Origin of the sequence: Streptomyces sp. NPDC049915 (assembly GCF_040656475.1) — a bacterium.
Lineage (GTDB): Bacteria > Actinomycetota > Actinomycetes > Streptomycetales > Streptomycetaceae > Streptomyces.
This window is the reverse complement of record NZ_JBFAMH010000006.1, coordinates 311,325-329,249: the sequence shown is the minus strand read 5'-3', so window position 1 is coordinate 329,249 and position 17,925 is coordinate 311,325. Positions and strand designations below refer to the sequence as shown.

Annotated in this window: 19 protein-coding genes; 14 read left to right on the top strand and 5 right to left on the bottom strand. The window is 70.9% G+C overall.

Annotation, left to right across the window (positions count from 1 at the left end; translation table 11 throughout):
• Positions 1 to 11 precede the first annotated feature (11 nt).
• From AB0J12_RS13705 to AB0J12_RS13670, 8 genes are all read left to right on the top strand, one after another.
• Positions 12 to 1,208, top strand: a complete 1,197-nt coding sequence (locus AB0J12_RS13705) for a sugar ABC transporter substrate-binding protein (RefSeq protein ID WP_363264467.1) — start codon at positions 12 to 14, stop codon at positions 1,206 to 1,208.
• Positions 1,209 to 1,214: 6 nt separating this feature from the next.
• On the top strand, positions 1,215 to 2,783 hold the full coding sequence (locus AB0J12_RS13700; protein WP_363264466.1) for a sugar ABC transporter ATP-binding protein: 1,569 nt from the start codon (positions 1,215 to 1,217) through the stop codon (positions 2,781 to 2,783).
• Positions 2,783 to 3,796: an ABC transporter permease gene (locus AB0J12_RS13695; protein WP_363264465.1), complete on the top strand. Its 1,014-nt coding sequence runs from the start codon at positions 2,783 to 2,785 to the stop codon at positions 3,794 to 3,796. The genes AB0J12_RS13700 and AB0J12_RS13695 overlap by 1 nt, the downstream gene beginning before the upstream one ends.
• Positions 3,797 to 3,888: 92 nt before the next feature.
• A complete protein-coding gene (locus tag AB0J12_RS13690; protein ID WP_363264464.1) occupies positions 3,889 to 4,647 on the top strand; it encodes a cyclase family protein in 759 nt (252 codons plus the stop codon).
• Positions 4,644 to 5,693, top strand: coding sequence for a hypothetical protein (locus tag AB0J12_RS13685; protein WP_363264463.1), 1,050 nt, complete (start codon positions 4,644 to 4,646; stop codon positions 5,691 to 5,693). Before AB0J12_RS13690 ends, AB0J12_RS13685 begins: the two co-directional genes overlap by 4 nt.
• 35 nt (positions 5,694 to 5,728) lie before the next feature.
• Positions 5,729 to 6,442, top strand: coding sequence for a GntR family transcriptional regulator (locus AB0J12_RS13680; RefSeq protein WP_363264462.1), 714 nt, complete (start codon positions 5,729 to 5,731; stop codon positions 6,440 to 6,442).
• 6 nt (positions 6,443 to 6,448) lie between these two features.
• A complete protein-coding gene (locus AB0J12_RS13675; protein ID WP_363264461.1) occupies positions 6,449 to 7,897 on the top strand; it encodes an FGGY-family carbohydrate kinase in 1,449 nt (482 codons plus the stop codon).
• A 249-nt stretch (positions 7,898 to 8,146) separates the two neighbouring features.
• Positions 8,147 to 8,470: a nuclear transport factor 2 family protein gene (locus AB0J12_RS13670; RefSeq protein ID WP_363264460.1), complete on the top strand. Its 324-nt coding sequence runs from the start codon at positions 8,147 to 8,149 to the stop codon at positions 8,468 to 8,470.
• Between the two features lie 218 nt (positions 8,471 to 8,688).
• Here AB0J12_RS13670 and AB0J12_RS13665 read toward each other — a convergent pair whose 3' ends face one another.
• Positions 8,689 to 9,249 carry an alpha/beta fold hydrolase gene (locus AB0J12_RS13665; protein WP_363264459.1) on the bottom strand — a complete coding sequence of 187 codons (561 nt, stop codon included), beginning with the start codon at positions 9,247 to 9,249 and terminating at the stop codon, positions 8,689 to 8,691.
• Positions 9,250 to 9,541: 292 nt separating this feature from the next.
• Between AB0J12_RS13665 and AB0J12_RS13660 the strand changes: the two genes are divergently transcribed.
• Positions 9,542 to 9,994 carry a hypothetical protein gene (locus AB0J12_RS13660; protein WP_363264458.1) on the top strand — a complete coding sequence of 151 codons (453 nt, stop codon included), beginning with the start codon at positions 9,542 to 9,544 and terminating at the stop codon, positions 9,992 to 9,994.
• 437 nt (positions 9,995 to 10,431) lie between these two features.
• Here the strand turns inward: AB0J12_RS13660 and AB0J12_RS13655 are convergent, their stop codons facing one another.
• Entirely contained in the window at positions 10,432 to 10,845 is a 414-nt protein-coding gene (locus tag AB0J12_RS13655; RefSeq protein ID WP_363264457.1) for a helix-turn-helix domain-containing protein, read from the bottom strand.
• Between the two features lie 103 nt (positions 10,846 to 10,948).
• Here AB0J12_RS13655 and AB0J12_RS13650 point away from each other — a divergent pair, with 103 nt between their 5' ends.
• Together AB0J12_RS13650 and AB0J12_RS13645 are read left to right on the top strand one after the other, a co-directional pair.
• Positions 10,949 to 11,800, top strand: coding sequence for an alpha/beta hydrolase (locus AB0J12_RS13650; RefSeq protein WP_363264456.1), 852 nt, complete (start codon positions 10,949 to 10,951; stop codon positions 11,798 to 11,800).
• Positions 11,801 to 11,940: 140 nt separating this feature from the next.
• Positions 11,941 to 12,681: a methyltransferase domain-containing protein gene (locus tag AB0J12_RS13645; RefSeq protein ID WP_363264455.1), complete on the top strand. Its 741-nt coding sequence runs from the start codon at positions 11,941 to 11,943 to the stop codon at positions 12,679 to 12,681.
• 64 nt (positions 12,682 to 12,745) lie between these two features.
• On the opposite strand, the gene AB0J12_RS13640 is transcribed toward AB0J12_RS13645, so the two are convergent.
• The 3 genes from AB0J12_RS13640 to AB0J12_RS13630 form a co-directional block, all read right to left on the bottom strand.
• Complete coding sequence (locus AB0J12_RS13640; protein WP_363264590.1) at positions 12,746 to 12,895, bottom strand: hypothetical protein; 150 nt, start codon at positions 12,893 to 12,895, stop codon at positions 12,746 to 12,748.
• A 165-nt stretch (positions 12,896 to 13,060) separates the two neighbouring features.
• Positions 13,061 to 13,975: an MBL fold metallo-hydrolase gene (locus AB0J12_RS13635; RefSeq protein WP_363264454.1), complete on the bottom strand. Its 915-nt coding sequence runs from the start codon at positions 13,973 to 13,975 to the stop codon at positions 13,061 to 13,063.
• A 24-nt stretch (positions 13,976 to 13,999) separates the two neighbouring features.
• Complete coding sequence (locus AB0J12_RS13630) at positions 14,000 to 15,163, bottom strand: MFS transporter (protein WP_363264453.1); 1,164 nt, start codon at positions 15,161 to 15,163, stop codon at positions 14,000 to 14,002.
• Positions 15,164 to 15,387: 224 nt separating this feature from the next.
• Between AB0J12_RS13630 and AB0J12_RS13625 the strand changes: the two genes are divergently transcribed.
• The 3 genes from AB0J12_RS13625 to AB0J12_RS13615 all read left to right on the top strand — a co-directional run bounded on the left by AB0J12_RS13625 (position 15,388) and on the right by AB0J12_RS13615 (position 17,716).
• The gene (locus AB0J12_RS13625; RefSeq protein WP_363264452.1) at positions 15,388 to 15,597 is read left to right on the top strand and encodes a hypothetical protein; all 210 of its coding nucleotides are present in this window, start codon (positions 15,388 to 15,390) and stop codon (positions 15,595 to 15,597) included.
• Positions 15,584 to 16,975 (top strand): amidase, encoded by a 1,392-nt coding sequence (locus tag AB0J12_RS13620; RefSeq protein WP_363264451.1) that lies wholly within the window; start codon positions 15,584 to 15,586, stop codon positions 16,973 to 16,975. Before AB0J12_RS13625 ends, AB0J12_RS13620 begins: the two co-directional genes overlap by 14 nt.
• Positions 16,976 to 17,152: 177 nt before the next feature.
• The gene (locus AB0J12_RS13615) at positions 17,153 to 17,716 is read left to right on the top strand and encodes a TetR/AcrR family transcriptional regulator (protein ID WP_363264450.1); all 564 of its coding nucleotides are present in this window, start codon (positions 17,153 to 17,155) and stop codon (positions 17,714 to 17,716) included.
• Positions 17,717 to 17,925 lie beyond the last annotated feature (209 nt).

Genomic DNA, 17,925 nt, shown 5'->3' with positions numbered 1-17,925 from the left:
GACGCACCATCATGAAGACCACCCGCGGACGACGCATACGCCACACCGTCCTCGCCCTTCCGGTGGCAGCCGTCCTCGCCGCCGGCACCGCGTGGGCCGGTTCCACTTCCCACGCCCAGACCGCCTCCGGCAACGGTCAAGGCGATCAGAAGGCCGCGGCCCTGCGCGTCGGTTGGCACTCCGACCAGTGGGACGACCTGCACAGCGCGGCGACCACCGAGTCACCCTCGAAATACCAGGGCCCGACCGCACCGGTCACCACCCCCAAGCACCTCAAGGTCGCCGTCATCACCTGCCTGAGCATCCTCAGCGGCTGCGTGTCGCCCGCCACGGGCGCCGAGCAGGCGGCCAAGCAGCTCGGCTGGCAGGTCAGGGTCCTGGACGGCGGCGGTACGCCGGACAAGCAGAACGCCCAGATGCTCAACGCCCTGTCCTGGGGCGCCAACATCATCCTCAACATCGCCATCGACCCGAACGCGGTCCAGGACGGGCTGAGGGCGGCGCAGCGCGCCGGCGTTGCGGTGGGCGCGGGCTCCAACGGTCTGGACTCGCCCAATCCGCCCATCAAGCCGTCCGGCAACAACCTCGGTTACGCCTTCGACGTCGGGCCCGACTACGCCGCTCTCGGGACGAAGGCCGCGCAGTGGGTGCAGGCCGACTCCAAAGGCAAGGCCAACATCGTCGTCTACTCCGACAAGGAGTTCCCGTCCGTGCTGGCCCTGCAGAAGGGGCTGCTGGACGAACTGAAGAAGTGCAAGGACTGCACGGTGCAGCCGCTGCGCTACTTCACGGGCAACCAGGTGGCCCAGGTGCTGCCGCAGTCGGTCGTCAGCTACCTGCGTTCGCATCCTGACGTCGACTACGTTTTCATCCCCTACGACCCGGCGGCGGCAGCGGTCGTGCCGGCGATCGCCCAGGCCGGCCTGGGCGACAAGGTCCGCCTGATCAGCGTGCTCGGCAGCCAGGAGAACCTGAACTTCGTGCGCAAGTCGCACGTCCAGGTCGCCGACGCCGCCTACGACAACCGGTACATGGGCTACGCGATGCTCGACCAGACATCCCGGTTGCTCACCAAGAAGCCATTGGCCGAGCCGCATGGCGAGAACCTGCCCTTCGTCGTGCTGGACAAGGACAACGCGCCCGCGTCCGGCTCCGACTGGCACGCCTCCTTCGACTACCCCAAGACATTCGACGGACTGTGGAAGTGATGCCCGATGACTGCCGCTCTGGACGGCGTCACCAAGCGGTTCGGGACCTTCGCGGCGCTGAGCGAGGTGTCCCTGACCGTTGAGGACGGCGAGGTCCACGCCCTGCTCGGCGCCAACGGCAGCGGCAAGTCGACCTTGGTCCGCACGATCACGGGGGTGTACGTACCCGACGCCGGGCGGATTCTGGTCGACGGCCGGGACGTCACCAGCGGATGGAGCCCGGCCGCCGCCGCGGCGGCCGGGGTGCGCGTCGTCCACCAGGAGGCCCCGCTGGTGGACCGGCTGACGATCGCCGAGAACGTGGCCCTGTTCGCCGGCTACCCCCGCGCGGTGCCCGGCCGGATCGCCTGGCGCACGCTTCGCGCCGACACCCAGCGGCTGCTCGACGACCTGTCGCTCGAGCGGCGGAGCCGGGAACTGGCCGGGCGCCTCACCGGTGCCGAGCGGGCCATGCTCAGCGTGGAGCTGGCCGTGCGCACCGCCGGCGAGAACCTGCGGCTGCTGGTGCTCGACGAGGCCACGGCGGCTCTGCCCGAGGCCGAGGCCGAGCCCTTCCTGCGGCACGTGCGCAATATCGCCGACCGCGGCCTGCCGGTCCTGGCCGTCACCCACCGGCTTGCCGAGCTCGCCTACGCGGACCGGGTCACCGTGCTCGACGCCGGCCGGCTGGTGCTGGAGGGGCCCGCCGCCAAGGTGGAACGCTCGGAGATCGTACGGATGATGCGCGGTACCGCCCAGGCGTCTCGCCCGGCCGACGAGACGCACGCCGGGACCCGGACCGGCGCCGTCCGGGGCACGACCGGGATCGCCGCCCTGTGGGGGCACACGGCCGACGGCCGCGACCGGGCCCCGCTGCCGCAGCGGAAAACCGGTCCGGTGCTGCGCGTGCAGGGCGTGAGCGGACACGATGTCGACGGACTCGACCTCAGCCTCATGCCGGGCGAGATCGTCGGTGTCATCGGGGTGCGCGGCAGCGGCCTGGAGGAGTTGCCACGGCTGCTCACCGGTGCCGAACAGCGCCGCGGGGGCACCATCGAAGTCGCCGGACACCGGCTGCCCCGCACACTGCCGCCGAGGCTGGCGATCCGCCAGGGTCTGGTGTACCTGCCCGCCGACCGGCTCCATGAGGGCGGCATCCACACTCTCCCCGTCAGCGAGAACGTGGTCCTCCCCGAAGCACGCAAGTTCTGGCACCGGCGGGCCGCGATGCGCGCGGCCGTCCGGCAGGTCGTCTCCTACCTCGACGTGCGGCCCACCGACTCGTCGACCGTCTTCGGCCGGCTGTCCGGTGGCAACCAGCAGAAGGTCATCCTGGGCCGGTTGCTGCGCATGCGGCCGCGCGTACTGGTCCTCGCCGACCCCACCTACGGTGTCGACCCCGCCGCTCGCGAGGTGATGTTCGACGCCATCCGCGACGCCGCGGTGAGCGGTATCGCCGTCCTGATGACCTCTACCGAACCCGAGCAGATGGCGGGCCTGTGCGACCGGGTCCTGGTGCTGCACCAGGGGCGGCTCGCCGAGGAGATCTCCGGGCCTGCCATGACCGCCGAGAACCTGATGACGAAGGCCCTGTGATGACCGACAAGACCATTCGGCACATCGATGCCGCGTCCGAGCACCCCGGGCGCGAACGCCTCGCCCCAGCCCGGCTGCTGTCCTGGGTGAGCGGCTACGAGACAGTGGTGCTCCTCGTCCTGCTCGTGGTGGTCTTCACCTTTGCCTCCGACCGGTTCCTGACCGCCAGCAACCTCCAGAACGTGGCTCTCGTACAGGCCGTCACGGCGACCATGACCCTGGCCGTCCTGATGCCCCTGATCATCGGGGAGTTCGATCTGTCCGTCGGGTACCTCATCGGATTCCTGGCGATGCTCGAAGCCGTCGTGGCCCAGCACACCAGCAATCCGGTGCTCGTCATCGGCGCGGGCCCGGTCGTCGGCCTGCTCGTCGGCCTGGTCAACGGCGTGCTGACGGTCTATTTCAAGATCAGTTCCTTCATCGCCACCCTCGGCGTCGGCATCCTGCTCAGCGGCGGGGCCCAGGGCATCAGCAACGGCAAAGTCATCTTCGAGAACATCCCCTCCGCCCTGACGTCCCTGGCATCCGACGACTTCCTGGGCCTGTCGCTGGCGGTGTGGCTGACCCTGCTGCTCGCCCTGATCCTCTTCTACATTCTGGAACACACCCCGTACGGCCGTTTCTGGTACGCCATCGGTGGCTCCGAGCGCGTGGCCTACCTGGCAGGCGTGCGGACCAACCGGATGCGCATGACCTCCTTCGCCGCCGCGGGGCTGATCGTGGGTATCGCGGCCAACTTCGCTCTCGCCCAGGCCGGATCGGCCAACCCCGGTTACGGGCCCGACCTGCTGCTGCCCGCCTACGCCGCGGCGTTCCTCGGGGTGGCCACCTACCGGCCCGGCTACTACAACGTCCTGGGAGCGCTGGTCGCGATCACCCTGCTGGCCATCGGGTTCAACGGACTGAGTCTGCTGGGAGTGCCGTTCTGGGTGCAGCCCATCTTCAACGGAAGCGTGCTGATCATCGCCGTCCTGGTCGCCCGGCAGGAGACCCGTCAGGTGCGCACCGGATGACACGCGCCCGACCGCCCGGGACACCGCAGCCTCCTGCGGTGCCCGGGCACCGAACCACTCGACGTCCTGCGCACTTCGCCAAGGAGGACGGGATGCGGACACCGACGGCGGGGCACGGCCCGAAGACCGCCCGGGCACTGGGCGAGATACTCGCCGGGGCCCGACTGGTCGACCTCAGCCGGACCCTGGAAGAGGGCATGCCCACCTATCCCACCCACGCCAAGTACTTCCAGAATCGATGGCTGTCGATGGGCGACGTCGCCGGCATGAACCAGCTCGTGCTCGGCGAGCACACCGGCACCCACGTCGACAGCCCCTGCCACTTCCCGATCGAGGGCCCCCACGCCCGCGTCAGCGTCGACGAGCTTGCGCTCACCGCGCTCACCGGACGCTGTGCGACCGTCACGATGGATCCACCGCCCGGCCCCGACGAGATGGTCGGCCCACAGCCCCTGCGTGACTGGGAGGAACGCCACGGGCCGTTCGAGGCCGGGGACATCGTGCTGCTGGACTTCCAGTGGGCCCGCACCCGCTGGGGCCTGCACGAGGCGGGCTTCGCCCACCTGCAGAACTGGCCGGGCATCGCGCGGGAGACGGCCGAGCTGCTGCGCGAGCGATCCGTGCGGGCGGTGGGGACCGACTGCGTCAGCCTCGACAGCGGCGACGGCGGGGGCGGTGAACTGCCCGCGCATTACGTGCTGTTGTCCGCCGGCGTGCTCATCATCGAGAACCTGGCCAACCTGGACCGGCTGCCGGCGCTCAGCTTCTTCCTGGCGTTCCCGCTGCGCATCGCGCACGGCACCGGCTCCCCGCTGCGCGCGGTGGCCGTCGTGGACGGAGAAGTGCAATGACCGCACATCACACGGCGGTTCTCGGCCGCAACCTCACCGACCCGTCCCGCGCCGCACACGAGGAGGATCTCGAGGCGGGTCTGAAACCGCCGGTGTTCGACGAGATCGTCATTCCCGAGGAGTTCGGCCCGGTCGACCTGCTGGTGGACGACCTCAAGGTCAAGCGTTTCGCGTTCACGCAGGACGATCACCACGACTGGTACCTGCGCGCCGGCCCCGACGGCCCGCGCATAGGCCACGCCGGACTGCTCGCCAACGACTTGCTGCAACTCTTCACCCTGCACTTCGCGGCCAGCCAGGTGGTGGGCCTGCACACCGAGGAGGAGCTCTGGTTCCACCGGCCCGTCCTGGTCGGGCAGCGGGTCCGGCTCGCCGGACGCTACGTGGACAAGTACGAGCGGCGGGGGCAGGGGTACGTCGTCATGGAGGCCGACGCCCGCGACGAGGAGGACCGCACGCTGGTCCGCCACCGGGGTGTCGAGATCATGCGGACCACGCCGGGCGAGGTGGCCGGACGCGGATCGGCCGGCCGCGCCACCAGCCGACGGGTCAGCGACGAGTACGACACCACCCTGCCGCTCGCGGAGCGTCTCGGCGGAAATGCGCTGTTCGGCATGGGGCTGGAGCCGCTGCGCAAGGAGATCACGTTCGAGCAGATGGCCGTCTTCTCCCGGATCGGCGAGTTCGTCACCAACATCCACGACAGCCTCGCCACCGCACGTGCCGGGGGCCTCCCGCTACCGATCGTCCAGGGGCAGCAACTCGTCTGCTACGTAGTCGAGTTGCTTACCCGCGCCGTCGGTGCCGAGTGGTTTCGGACCGGCTGGCTGCATGTGAAGTTCCTGCGGCCCGTGAGCGCCTTCGACCGCATCGAGGCCGCGGGGGCGGTGCGTGAGGTGGAACGTGACGGCTCCCGCACACGGATCGGACTGGACGTGTGGGTGCGTCGCGGCGACGGAAGCCTGGCCGCGGTCGGCTGGGCGCGCGGCGAGGTGCCGACCCGCCGGCCCACGCACGGGATTCTGCCGTTCGCGGGCATGATGTAACCAAAGCGTGCAACACGACCCGAAGGAGGCACCGCGTGGCACGACTGCCCATGTACGAGGTGATCTACCGCGACCTCGACAGGCAGCTGTCCTGCGGCACCCTCAGGCCCGGTGACCGGCTGCCCTCCGAGGGGGAGATGGCGGAACACTACGGCGTCAGCAGAATGACGGTGCGGCAGGCGGTGGGCCGCCTCACCGACGAACGCCGGCTGGTCCGCCGCCGTGGCGCGGGCACGTTCGTGGCCGACCGTCAGGCCACCTTCCGCAAGGTTCACAGCCTCGGTCCGTACAGCGAGGACATCGGCCGGGGCGACGCCGTCATCGACACCGTGGTCCACCTCCGCGAGGTCGCCGACGCACCCGAGGACGTCAGTGACAGACTCGGCCTCAAACCCCGCCAGAAGGTCATCCGGCTGCTGCGACTGCGCGTCGTCGACGGACAGCCGGCGGCCATCCAGGATTCCTGGGTCCCTTATGGGTTGGCGCCCTCCCTCGCCGAGGACGAGCTGATCGGCGGCTCCCTCTACCGGACCCTGGCCGACCGCTTCGGCATAACACTCACCTGGGCCGAGCAGGAGGTGTCGGCAGCCGCGGCCAGCGCCGAGCAGGCGGCACTGCTCCAGGTGCCACCGGGCACCCCGCTCATCGCCATCACCCGGCTCGCCCACGGCGACGGGACCGGGCCGGTGGAGTTCGCGCACAGCTGGAGCCGACCCCAATTCCCGCTGCTCATCAGGCTGGAGAGGTGACGCACCATGGCGACCGGCGGCGTCGTGTGCGCCGTGGACGTGGGCACATCGGAGGTGCGGGCCGCCCTGGTGGCGTCCGACGGGCAGCGGCTGCTTCAGGCCCGCAGCAGGCGCGGCGCCGACGAGGGCACCGAGACCTTCGACGCCGAGCGGCTGTGGGACGACCTGTGCGACGTCCTGCGTCACGTCACCGACGATGCCGCCCGCCCGCGACTGCGGTGTCTCGCCATCGCGGGGCACGTCGGTCAGGTTCTGGTCGACGAGCACGGCCACCCACTGGGCCGGGCCGGCGGGTGGGCCGACTCCCGCGGCGTGCGGGAGGTAACGGCCGCCTGGCCCGACCCGGCCACCCTCCGCCTGACCGGCCGCCCCGCGGTGACGGGCGGGGCCGTCCCCCTCCTGCACTGGCTGAAGGACACCGACCCGTCCCTGCACCGGCGCGTCCGATGGGCGCTCGCCCCCAAGGACTTCCTGGTGCTGCGTCTGACCGGCCAGGCCGCCACCGACATGACCAGCGCGGCGTACACGCTCGGCAGCGACGTCACCCGCCGGGCCTGGGACCCCGGCCTGCTCGCCATCGCGGGAAAGGGGCCGGAGCACTTCCCTGAGCAGCACGCCGCGACGGACATCGTCGGTGCCGTCACCGCGACCACCGCCCTCATGACGGGCCTGCCTCAGGGCCTGCCGGTGGCCGCCGGGGGCCCCGACGGCACGGTCGGCGCCGCCGCCGTGGCAGGCTCGGCCCCCCATGCCGTCGTCGACGTGGCCGGTACGACCGACGTACTGACCCAGGTCATCGCATCCCCGCACGAACGCCCCTCGGCTGCCGTACTCAACCCCTATCTCACTCCCGGGCTGTGGACCTGCGGCGGCGCGACCGGCATGACCGGCGGAGCGCTGGCCTACTGGGCCCGCCTGCTGGGACTCGGCGACCCGACCACCGCTGTGCAACGGCTGGGTCCCGCGCTCCGCGCCATCCCCGCGGGCAGCGACGGACTGTCCATGTCGCCGCTGCTCACGGGCAGCCGTTTCCCCGGCTGGGACCAGAAGGAACGGGGCGGGCTGTGGGGCCTCGCCGAGCACCATCGCCCCGCCCACCTCCTGCGCGCCGCGCAGGAAGCCGCCGCGTACGTCGTACGTCAGGCCGTGGACACCCTCTTGAGCGACGACGCCCCCGACACGCCGATCGTGCTGGCCGGCGGGCCGTCACGCTCACCCGAACTGGTGCAGCTGCGGGCGGATGTACTCGGCCGACCCGTGCACGCCAGCTCGGAGCCCGACGCGAGCCTGCACGGTGCCGCACTGCTGGCACTGGTCGCGGCGGGACTGGAGCCCAGCCTTGAGGCGGCGCAGGCACACACGGAACGCGGCCTGCGCCGGTTCGCCCCACAGGCTCCTGTCGCGGCACGCTATGACGAGCTCTACCGGCAGTGGCTCCGCGCCAGGGACGGATAGCCTGGTGCGAGGATGGGTCCGCCGAGCTGGCAGGCGACAGCGAGGAGCCCTCGCTTGGGCGGTGCCGTCCGTGGTCCCGGGGCCATGGGCCGTGCCCGGCTCAGCCAGTCGCTGGAGTTGGGCCATGGATCAACGCCCAGGTCCCAAGACTGATCCTGACCACCCTCGCAGCCGGGCCGACCCGCTGTTGGAGCGACCGCCACGGCCGGGGTGCGACGGGACCAGGGAGTGCCGGTGTACGGGTAGGGCATGACGATTCCGGTGAACCAGCTCAGCGACCCGACCGTACGCGCCTTCGTCACGGCCCTCAACGCGGGCGACCCGAGCACCGTGTACGACGTCCTGACGCCGGGCGCGACCATGGCCGACGACGGAACCGACCGCGACGTCCGCGATTGGCTCGACCGGGAGGTGTTCTCCACCCGCGGGCACATGGACATCGAGTCGGAGGCGGACGACGGCCACACGCTCGTCGCCCGCTACCGCAACGACACCTGGGGCGAGATGCGGACCAGATGGCACTTCACCGTCGACGACGGCAAGGTGTCCCGCTTCGAGACCGGCCAGGCGTAGGCCCCGCCTCGTCCCTTTCTGCGGAGCCGCGCAAGCTGGTGTCGGCCGGCCGGCAAGTGGGGAGGCTTCGGCCGGCTCCGCTCGCGGGATCGCTTCCCGTTCCGGCGGCGGACGTGTGTCGTGGCTGCGGAGGTCGTCCAAGCGGCCGCTGACGGCGGGCGTCCCCGGCGACCTTGGGTGAGGAGCGCTACGTCCACCGGAAGTGCGGGTTGCGGGCTCTAGGGTTTGCCGGGGCTGATCACCTTGGCCACTTCGCTCATGTCGTTGTCCAGCTGGTGATCGCGTCCGGGCAGTCGGTGCACCTGTGCCTGCGGAATCGCGCGAGCATAGAGATCGGCGTGCAGCGGTGCGGCGATCTCGTCCTGGAGTCCGTGGAACAGATGTACCCGCGTCCCCCGCGGCAGTCTCGCGCCGAGATCGCCGGGCAGTTCGAACTCGGTTCCCGGCCAGCCGCCGTTGCCGACGAACGGGGCGGCGATCAGTACGATCGCTGCAAGCCTGCACTCCGGCGGCTGCTCGGCGAGTGCATGGACGAGGATCGTTCCGCCCACGGAGTGGCCCGTCACGACCGCGCCGTCCCCAAGGTTCGCCAGATCGCGCCGGATCGCCGGGCCCCACCGGGCATAGCTCGGGTCGTCCTCGTCCGGCATCCGCGGGTAGCGGACCTCGTACTCGTCGCCGAGCTCTCGCCTCAGGCTGTCGACCAGCTTGTCGTCCCACGCGTCGTGCGCGCCCGCGCCGCCACCCTGGATGAACAAGATCTGCTGAGTCCCTGCCATGGCATTCATCCCTCACCCCGTCCGACGAACCGTTGTTACCCGCTGCGGACAGATGTCTACGCGGGGAGGAACCCGGCCGGCACCCGAACGGTGAACCAAGTGCCCCCGGATGGACCTCCACGAACAGCACCGGCACCCCGTCCTCGGGCGAGGTGAGCACGACGTCCGCCTGGCCGCAGCCCTTGCCGGGAAGACCGGCACTGACGCTTCGAGAGAGACAGGACCACATTGTGATCACGCGGGGGTTAAGATCACGCCGACTGTTCAACTCTCCAAGGGGGAAAGCAACTTCATGTTCAAAACACGCAGCCGGATAGGCACGGTGCTGGCGGCGACCGCCGTATCGGTCGGTCTCTCGATCGGCGTGGGTGCGGGCAGCGCCTCGGCGGCGCCCCGGCTGACCACCGACACGATCTGGTACCAGGACGGCAAGTCGGTGGTCGTCTCCCTCTACGCCGACGGCAAGTACGCCGGCGCGGTGACCTGGAACGCGGACCCGCTGGGCGAGAAGCCCGGGGACGCACTGCAGGCATACGACGGCGGGGCCGACGGCTGGGGCGTCAAGGGGACGGTCTCGGACACCTGGATCTACCGCTCGGCCTCGACAGCAGGGCACGCCTCCCCGTACACCACCAAGTGGGTGACCGGCGACATCAAGGAGGGCACCCGGCTGGACATCTCGGTGTGTCTGGTGAAGGGGTCGGAGAAGGTCTGCGACTACAACCTGCCCCGCGTCTCCTCGTAACCGCACGCACGTGACCCCGGCGGACTGAACCGGGGCGCATGCTGGGGGGCCGTTCCGGTTCGGGGCGGCCTCCCTGCTTTCACAGACACCCGAGCACGCACCCTCGCCACACCCCGTCGGTCATACCGGAGTACGCGGTCCATCAGATGCGGACCACCCGGAAGATCCCGGTGGTTCTCCTGGTCCTCAAGCGGCAGGCTCAAGGGTCGGCCCTTGCGGACCGAGGGCTTCGCCCGGGACGAGATGCCCCGCCTGCAGGAGATCGCCGACCAGCCTCAAGGCGGGAGCCCCGACCCGCTTCTCCAACGGCACAGAGACGACGCCCGCCAATTGGTGGTCGTCCCGCGACTCTGCATTGAGAAGGACGTCGGCCTCCTCTTCGGCTGACACGGGCGGGCGCTACCGGCTCACTGCTGCCAGCAGTTACGGGCCAACGCCTAGTTGGAGGGTGACTCGTCGGCGAGCTGGTTGCTGCGGTCGATCTCCTGCATGTGCGTCTCGGCCCAGTCCCGCAGGGCGGAGAGCGGTCTTTCGAGGGACAGGCCGAGCTCGGTGAGCCGGTAGTGGACGGCGGGCGGCACGGTGGGTTCCACGCGGCGCGCGACCAGGCCATCGCGGACCAGACTCTGCAGGGTGACGGACAGCATCTTCTGTGAGATGCCCGGGATACGGCGCCGAAGTTCCGCGAAACGGAGCTCGCCCGGAGCCTCCTCGGCCAGCACCTTGAACACCATCGACGTCCACTTGGTGCCAATACGGTCGAGCAACTGGCGGGTCGGGCAGCGCGGATCCAGCAGGTCACCGCGCTCACCGGGCCGCTGGTCACCTCCGCCGGGCGTCGACGTGGTCACCCGGGACTCACCACCTGAAGGAAAAGTGCCGTCTTGGGCCAACCAGCATAGTTCCCTAGCGTGACCTAGTCACCATCACTCACCACATACCGGGAGCCCCTCCATGCCCGAGCTGCGACGCGTCCTTGCCAACGGTGTCGAACTGAACGTAGCCCTCGCCGGATCGGGCCCGGCCGTCCTGCTGCTGCACGGCTTCCCGCACACCTGGGAGCTGTGGACGGACGTCATGGCCGATCTGTCCGGCCGCTACCGCGTCATCGCGCCGGACCTGCGCGGGTTCGGCGCGAGCAGCCGGGCCGCCTCCGGGTACGACGCGGGCACCCTGGCCGAGGACGCAGCGGCGCTTCTCACCACGCTCGGCGTGTCCTCAGCCGCAGTGGTGGGCATCGACGCGGGCACCGCGCCGGCCTTCCTCCTCGCCCTGCGCCGCCCCGGCCTCGTCCGGCGCCTGGTCGTCATGGAGTCCCTTCTGGGCAGGCTGCCCGGCGCCGAGGACTTCCTCGCCGAAGGGCCGCCGTGGTGGTTCGGCTTCCATTCCGCCGCGCCTGGCCTCGCCGAGACCGTGTTGGAGGGCCAGGAGGCCGCCTACGTCGACTGGTTTCTGAACGCCGGCACGCTCGGCGACGGGGTGCGCCCCGCTCTCCGGGACGCCTTCGTCCGCGCATACAGCGGCCGCCAGGCGTTGAGCTGCGCGTTCTCGTACTACCGAGCCCTTCCCGAGAGCGCAGTACAAATCGAGCAGGCGGTCGCCGCTGCCCGCCTGACGGTGCCAACGATGGCCCTGGGCGCCCGGCCCGTCGGTGCTGCGCTGGAACGCCAGCTCCGCCCGGTCACCGACAATCTCACCGGACACGTCATCGAAGACTGCGGCCACATCATCCCGCTGCACCGGCCCCGCGCCCTGCTCACGCTGCTGCATCCGTTCCTGGCCGGCGAGGACGCGAAAACAGCGTGACCGGGCGGGAGCTGACATTCGATACACGCCCAGGGCTCGTCCGGCGGATCATAGGCCGAGCCGAGGCCGGACCGAGGCGAGGGCCGGCCAGTTCCCTAATCGTGTTGACCGCCCCCGGCAGGCAGTGCTGGAGTCGGCACGTGGACAGCATCCCCGCCAACCGGCGGCTCTGGAACCAGATCAGCAGCGCCTACCAGCACGAGCACGACCCGCAAATCGGCGCCGCACCCCGGCTGTGGGGCATGTACTCCATCCCCGACGCGCACCTGCACGCCCTGGGCGACGTCACCGGCAAGCGCGTCCTCGAACTCGGCTGCGGCGCCGGTCAGTGGTCCAGGGCGCTCGCCGCCGAGGGCGCCACCGTGGTCGGGCTCGACCTGTCCGAAGCCCAACTCGCCGCAGCGACCCGCGCGATGGGAGCGGCCCGCTACCCGCTGGTGCAAGGCGCCGCCGAACAACTCCCCTTCGCCGCCGACAGCTTCGACCTGGTGTTCTGCGACTTCGGTGGGCTCAGCTGGGCACCCCCGCACCTGGCCGTCCCGCAGGCCGCACGCGTCTTGGCCCGAGGCGGGCGCCTGGTGTTCAACGTCGCCAGCCCATGGTTCGAAGCTTGCTACGACGAAGCCGCCGGCCGCGTGACCACGACGCTGCAACAGGACTACTTCGGGCTGAACACCATCGCCGAAGACGACGGCGCGACCAGCTATCAGCTCACCTACGGCGACTGGGTCAAGGTCCTGCGCGACGCGGGTCTCATCATCGACGACCTCATCGAGCCGCGACCCGAACTCGGAACACCCAACGGCTACAACGAAACCGACCCACCCGACTGGGCACACCGCTGGCCGGCGGAACTGCTCTGGGTAACCCACAAACCGTAAGTTCCGCCGCGCCGAGACGTGAAGGCATCCCCTCGCCGGGCAGGCCCAGGGCCTGTCCGGCTGATCACGGGCGGAGCCAGAGCCGGATCGAGGCGAGGGTGACGGTCCCATGGAAGACGCAGGCGCGTTTGTCGAAGCGTGTGGCCACGGCCCAGCCCGACCAGTCGTTGCCGGTATCGACCTCGTTCAAGCCGCCGGTCGCGTCGCCGGGCATGCCGCCGGAGTTGCAGCTGGAGGCGGGGGCGATACTGCGGCCTTGCGTCGGCTACAGCGGTGCCGGCGTTGCCCTTGTCGGGACGGCATGGAGCTGCCGGGATGCCTCCATCTGCCCCTGGGCGCCTTTCCGACGGCCGGGGCCCTACTGACCGGCAGCCGCCGGTCATTGTGTGTCGGCGTGGACGGGCGAGAGTTGGTAACCGCCCTCGTGGACGGCGACATGGCCGGCTGTGGGCGGGGCGAAATGGGTGCCCAGGACGAGCGTGTCCGTGCCGGCGAGGGAGGCGAGCAGGGTACGGCGCGAGGTCTCGGACTGCTGGGGGTCGATGTCGACGCACGCGCCGATGGCGGGGTGGGCGAGCTGGACGGGGTGGTGGATGCAGTCGCCGGTGATCACAGCCGTCCGGCCGTGGCTGGTCAGTTGGACGGCGACATGTCCGGGGGTGTGGCCGGGGGTGGGGAGCAGGCGCAGGCCGGGGACGATGTCGGCACCCTGGGCGGGGACGCCGACGAGGTCGAGCAGCCCCGCCTCCTCCACCGGGATCACCGAGTCCCGGAACATCTGCGCGCGTGCCTCGTCCATGTCGTGTCCAGCCCAGAACTCCCGCTCGGTGCGGGTGGTCAGGTAGCGGGCGCGGGCGAAGGTCGGAACCCAATCGCCGTCCGCCTTCCGCGTGTTCCAGCCGACGTGGTCGGCGTGCAGATGGGTGAGGATCACCAGATCGATCGAGTCCGGGGGGAATCCGGCGGCCGTGAGGTTGTAGAGGTAGTCGGTGTTGAGGTCGTGCCAGGCGGGGTTGGCCCGCTGCTTGCCGTTGCCGATGCCGGTGTCGACCAGGATCCGCAAGCCGCCGAGGGTGAAGGCGAAGCTGTGGCTGTCGATGCGGAGGGTGCCCTTGTCGTCGGCGAAGTGGGGGTGGAGCCAGTCCTGCGCGGCGACGAGGTCCGGGGTGGCGTCGGGCAGCAGCCAGGGGCCGGTGGCGGGCGGCAGGGGGGTCTCGTCGATGCGGTGGACGGTGACGTCGCCCACGGTCCAGGAGGGGGCGGCGGCCGGGTGGGTGGCGGGTGCGGTGTTCATGATCGTGCTGTCCCTCGAGTCTCGTCAGGGAAGGTCGTTGCGTGGGGCGCCGCTGCGTGTGGTGCCGGTGTGCGGGGTGCCGTCGGGTGGGCGGTGGGCTGGGCTGCTCCTCGACACGCCGAGTGCGGCCAGTGCCGTGACGGCAACCAGGGCGGCGGCGACGGCATGGGCGGTGGTACGCAGCCCGTAGTGGCCGGTGGCGGCGCCCGCGGCGATGGCGGGCAGGCTCATGGAGAGGTAGCTGAGGACGTAGTAGGCGGGCAGGCCGGCGCCGTGCATAGCGCTCAGTGTCAGAGCGCCGGCGGGCAGGACGGCCAGGCTGCCGCCCGCGGCGACGGCGCGCGGTGCCGTACGGCGTCGCGGTGGCGGCGGTGAGCGTGAAGAAGAGCATGCCGCCGGCTTCCTGCGGGGCGCCGGGGGCCACCAGGCGCACGAGCGCCGACCCGAGGGAGGAGTAGAAGCCGCCAGGGCCCAGACGGCGATCACACTGCTGCCGCCCGCGAGCAGGGCGCGCCGTGCCGGCGGTGGCACGGCGAGGTGCGGATACAGGGAGCGCAGGACGCCGAGGCGCGGGCGGACCTTCTCCAGGGTGAACGTGACCCGCCTGGGCTGCGAAGAGGACTGCCAGCACGGCGTAGACGGTGACGGCCGCGGCGGGGGCGAGACGGATGAGGAGGGTGGAGACCAGGACGCCGGCGGCCATGCCGCCACCGGGGCGATGCTGTTGGCCAGGGCGGACCGTTCGGGACGTCGGGGGTCCGCCAGGTCGAGGAGGGCCGCGCCCGCGGCGCTGGTGGCCGCGCCTGTGGCCGCTCCCTGCACGACACGGGCGGCGATCCGTGCACGGGTGCCGTCCGCCGAGGCCGGCAGCACCATGGAGACGGCCTCCAACGCCAGGGCGCCGACCAGAACGGGGCGTCGTCCCAGGTGGTCGGAGAGCGCTCCGGTGGTGAGTGGGGCCGGCAGCAGGGTCAGGGAGTAGGCGCTGAAGACCACCGTGACGGTGAGCTCGGACAGGTGCCAGGCGTCCTGGTTGTGGGGATAGAGCGGCGTGGGTGCGCTCGATCCCGCGAGGAGCGTGGCCAGGAGCGAAGCGTTCAGGGCGAAGGGCGCCACAGGGCGGGCCGTGCGGATGCGGACGGCTGGGAGGGGACGGGGCGCGGGTGCTCGTGGGGTGACGGTGGGCATGGGACTCCTCTGCTCCTCACCACTAAAAGCTAAGTGTTTGCGTTAAATCACCGTAGACCCTACAGTGGACTAACGCAAACTTTTAGCTTTTGTAGCCGGTGGTGCGCTTCGTCGCTCGCCCCGAGAAGCCCACAAGCCCACGAAGCGAACCCAGGAAGCCCGGGAAGCCCCGGAAGCCCCGGAAGCCCGGGAAACGCCGAAGCCCGCAAAGAAGAAGGAAGTCGATGTCCGCCGCAGAACTCACCCCGCCCGAAGCGGCCCGCTGGGCCGCCCGCGGCGGGCTCCCACTGCCGGCCGACCGCCACGCCGCGGTCGCAGCCACCGCCGACCACATCCACTCCGTCGTCGCCGTCCTGCGCGAGCTGGACTTCGGCGACACCCCGCCCGCCCCCGCCTACCGAGCGGGAGAGGAGAGGCACGATGCAGCCATATGAACTCACGCTGACCGCAGCCGCCGACGCGATCCGCACCCGGCACCTGTCTCCGGTCGAACTGACGGACTCCGTCCTGGAGCGCATCGCACAGAGGGAGCCGCACCTTCAGGCCTACGTCACCGTCGCCGCCGACCGCGCCCGCAGCTCAGCGCGGGACGCCGAACGCGACATCGCGGCCGGCCGCCACCGCGGTCCGCTGCACGGCATCCCCATGGGCCTCAAGGACCTGATAGACGTCGCGGGTTCGGCGACGACGGCCAGCTCCCGTGTCCGCGCCGGCCACCGCGCACACACCGACAGCACGGTCGCCGCCCGCCTGGCACAGGCCGGCGCGGTCCTGCTGGGCAAGACCCACACGCACGAGTTCGCCTACGGCCTGACCACCCCGCAGACCCACAACGCCTGGGACACGGGCCGGGTCGCCGGCGGCTCAAGCGGCGGATCCGCCGTTGCCGTCGCCGCCGGCATGGCCACCTTCGCCCTGGGCACCGACACCGGCGGATCCATCAGGGTGCCCTCCGCACTCAACGGCGTGGTCGGCCTCAAGCCCACCTACGGTCTCCTCCCCCGCCACGGCGTCACGTCGCTGTCCTGGTCACTGGACCACGTCGGCCCGATCACACGCACCGCCGAGGATGCGGCCCTGGTCCTGACTGCACTGGCCGGGCACGACCCTCGCGACCTCGCCTCACTGTCCGCACCCGCCGCGGACTACCGGCCGCGGACGGGCACGGACCTGACAGGGCTGCGGGTCGGCGTACCGCGCACCTACTACTTCGACCACGTCGACCCCGAGACCGAAGACGCCGTCCGCCGCGCCATCGACCAGCTCCGAGACCTCGGCGCCCGCCTCGTCGAGGTGGAGATCCCCATGACGCGCTACATCCAGGCCACCCAGTGGGGTCTGATGGTGCCCGAGGCCACCGCCTACCACGAGAACACCCTGCGCACGGTCCCCGAGCTCTACCAGGCCGACGTCCGCACCCTCCTCGAAGCCGGCGCACTGATCACCGCCGGGGACTACCTGCGCGCCCAGCGCTCCCGCACCCTCATGCGGCAGGAATGGGCCCGCATGCTCAAGGAGGTCGACCTCATCGCCGCGCCCACCGTCCCGACCACCGCCGTCAGCGCCGGCCAGGAGACCATCACCTGGGCCGACGGCACCGTCGAAGGCGTCTCCGACGCCTACGTACGCCTCTCGTCCCCCGCCAACATCACCGGAATACCGTCCCTGTCCTTGCCCGTGGGCCACGACAGCGCAGGACTGCCGATCGGCATGCAGCTGCTCGGGCGGCCACTCGAAGAGGACGTGCTCCTACGGGCCGGCCACGCCTACGAAGAGACCCGGCCCGCCTCCGCCCTCGCACACGCCGCGTGAACGAACGGCAGGAGCCGACGGCAGCGGCCGGATGACAGTCGCGGGGTGCGGAGTGGGGAGTGCCGGGGGGGAGGGAACAGCGCCCGAGGGCGGCCCGCCCGCCGACTGTGCAGGCCAGGTGGGCGGGGGCCGGCCACACACCCGCCAGACGCAACGGATTCGCTTTAAGATGGCCCCATGAGCAGGCAGATGGTACGCCCCGGCGGACGCAGCGCCCGCGTCCAGGCGTCAGTACACGCCGCCGTACGCGAACTCGCCTCGGAAGTGGGCCGCGACGCCCTGACCGTACCGATGATCGCCCAGCGCGCGGGCGTCACACCGTCGACCGTCTACCGCCGCTGGGGAGACCTGCAGGAACTGCTCTCAGACGTAGCGGTCGAGCACCTGCGTCCCGAGACCGCGCCCTCGGACCACGGCGCCCTGCCGGCCGACCTTACGGCCTGGGCCGAACAGTTCCTCGACGAGATGTCCTCGCCCGCCGGCCGCGCCTACATCCGCGACGCCCTCCTCGGCGACCCCGACGGCAGCAACGCCGGCCAGTGCTCCGCCTACGCCGCCCAGCAGATCGATCTCATCCTCACCCGCGCCCACGAACGCGGAGAGGAAACACCCGACACCGAGACCGTCATCGACCGCATCGTCGCCCCCCTCATGTACCGCATCCTCTTCCGCCCGCAGGAACTCAGCACCCCCTACGCACACCACCTCGTCAGCACACTCCTCGGCCCCACCGCTCCATGACCTCGCAGAGCGCGTCCCTCCCGAGGCCCCAGGGAGTGACGCGCCGTCAGGCGGAGCTGGCACAGACCCGCTCGGCCTCGGCCGCGGTCACGCTACGCCGGACATCGACGTGACGATCTCGGGGTCGTGGTGGTCGAAAAGCAGGATCGTTTGCGGGAGGGCACGCAGTGGAGTCGCCGCTCCGGGTCTACCCATGTCCCAGCCGGACG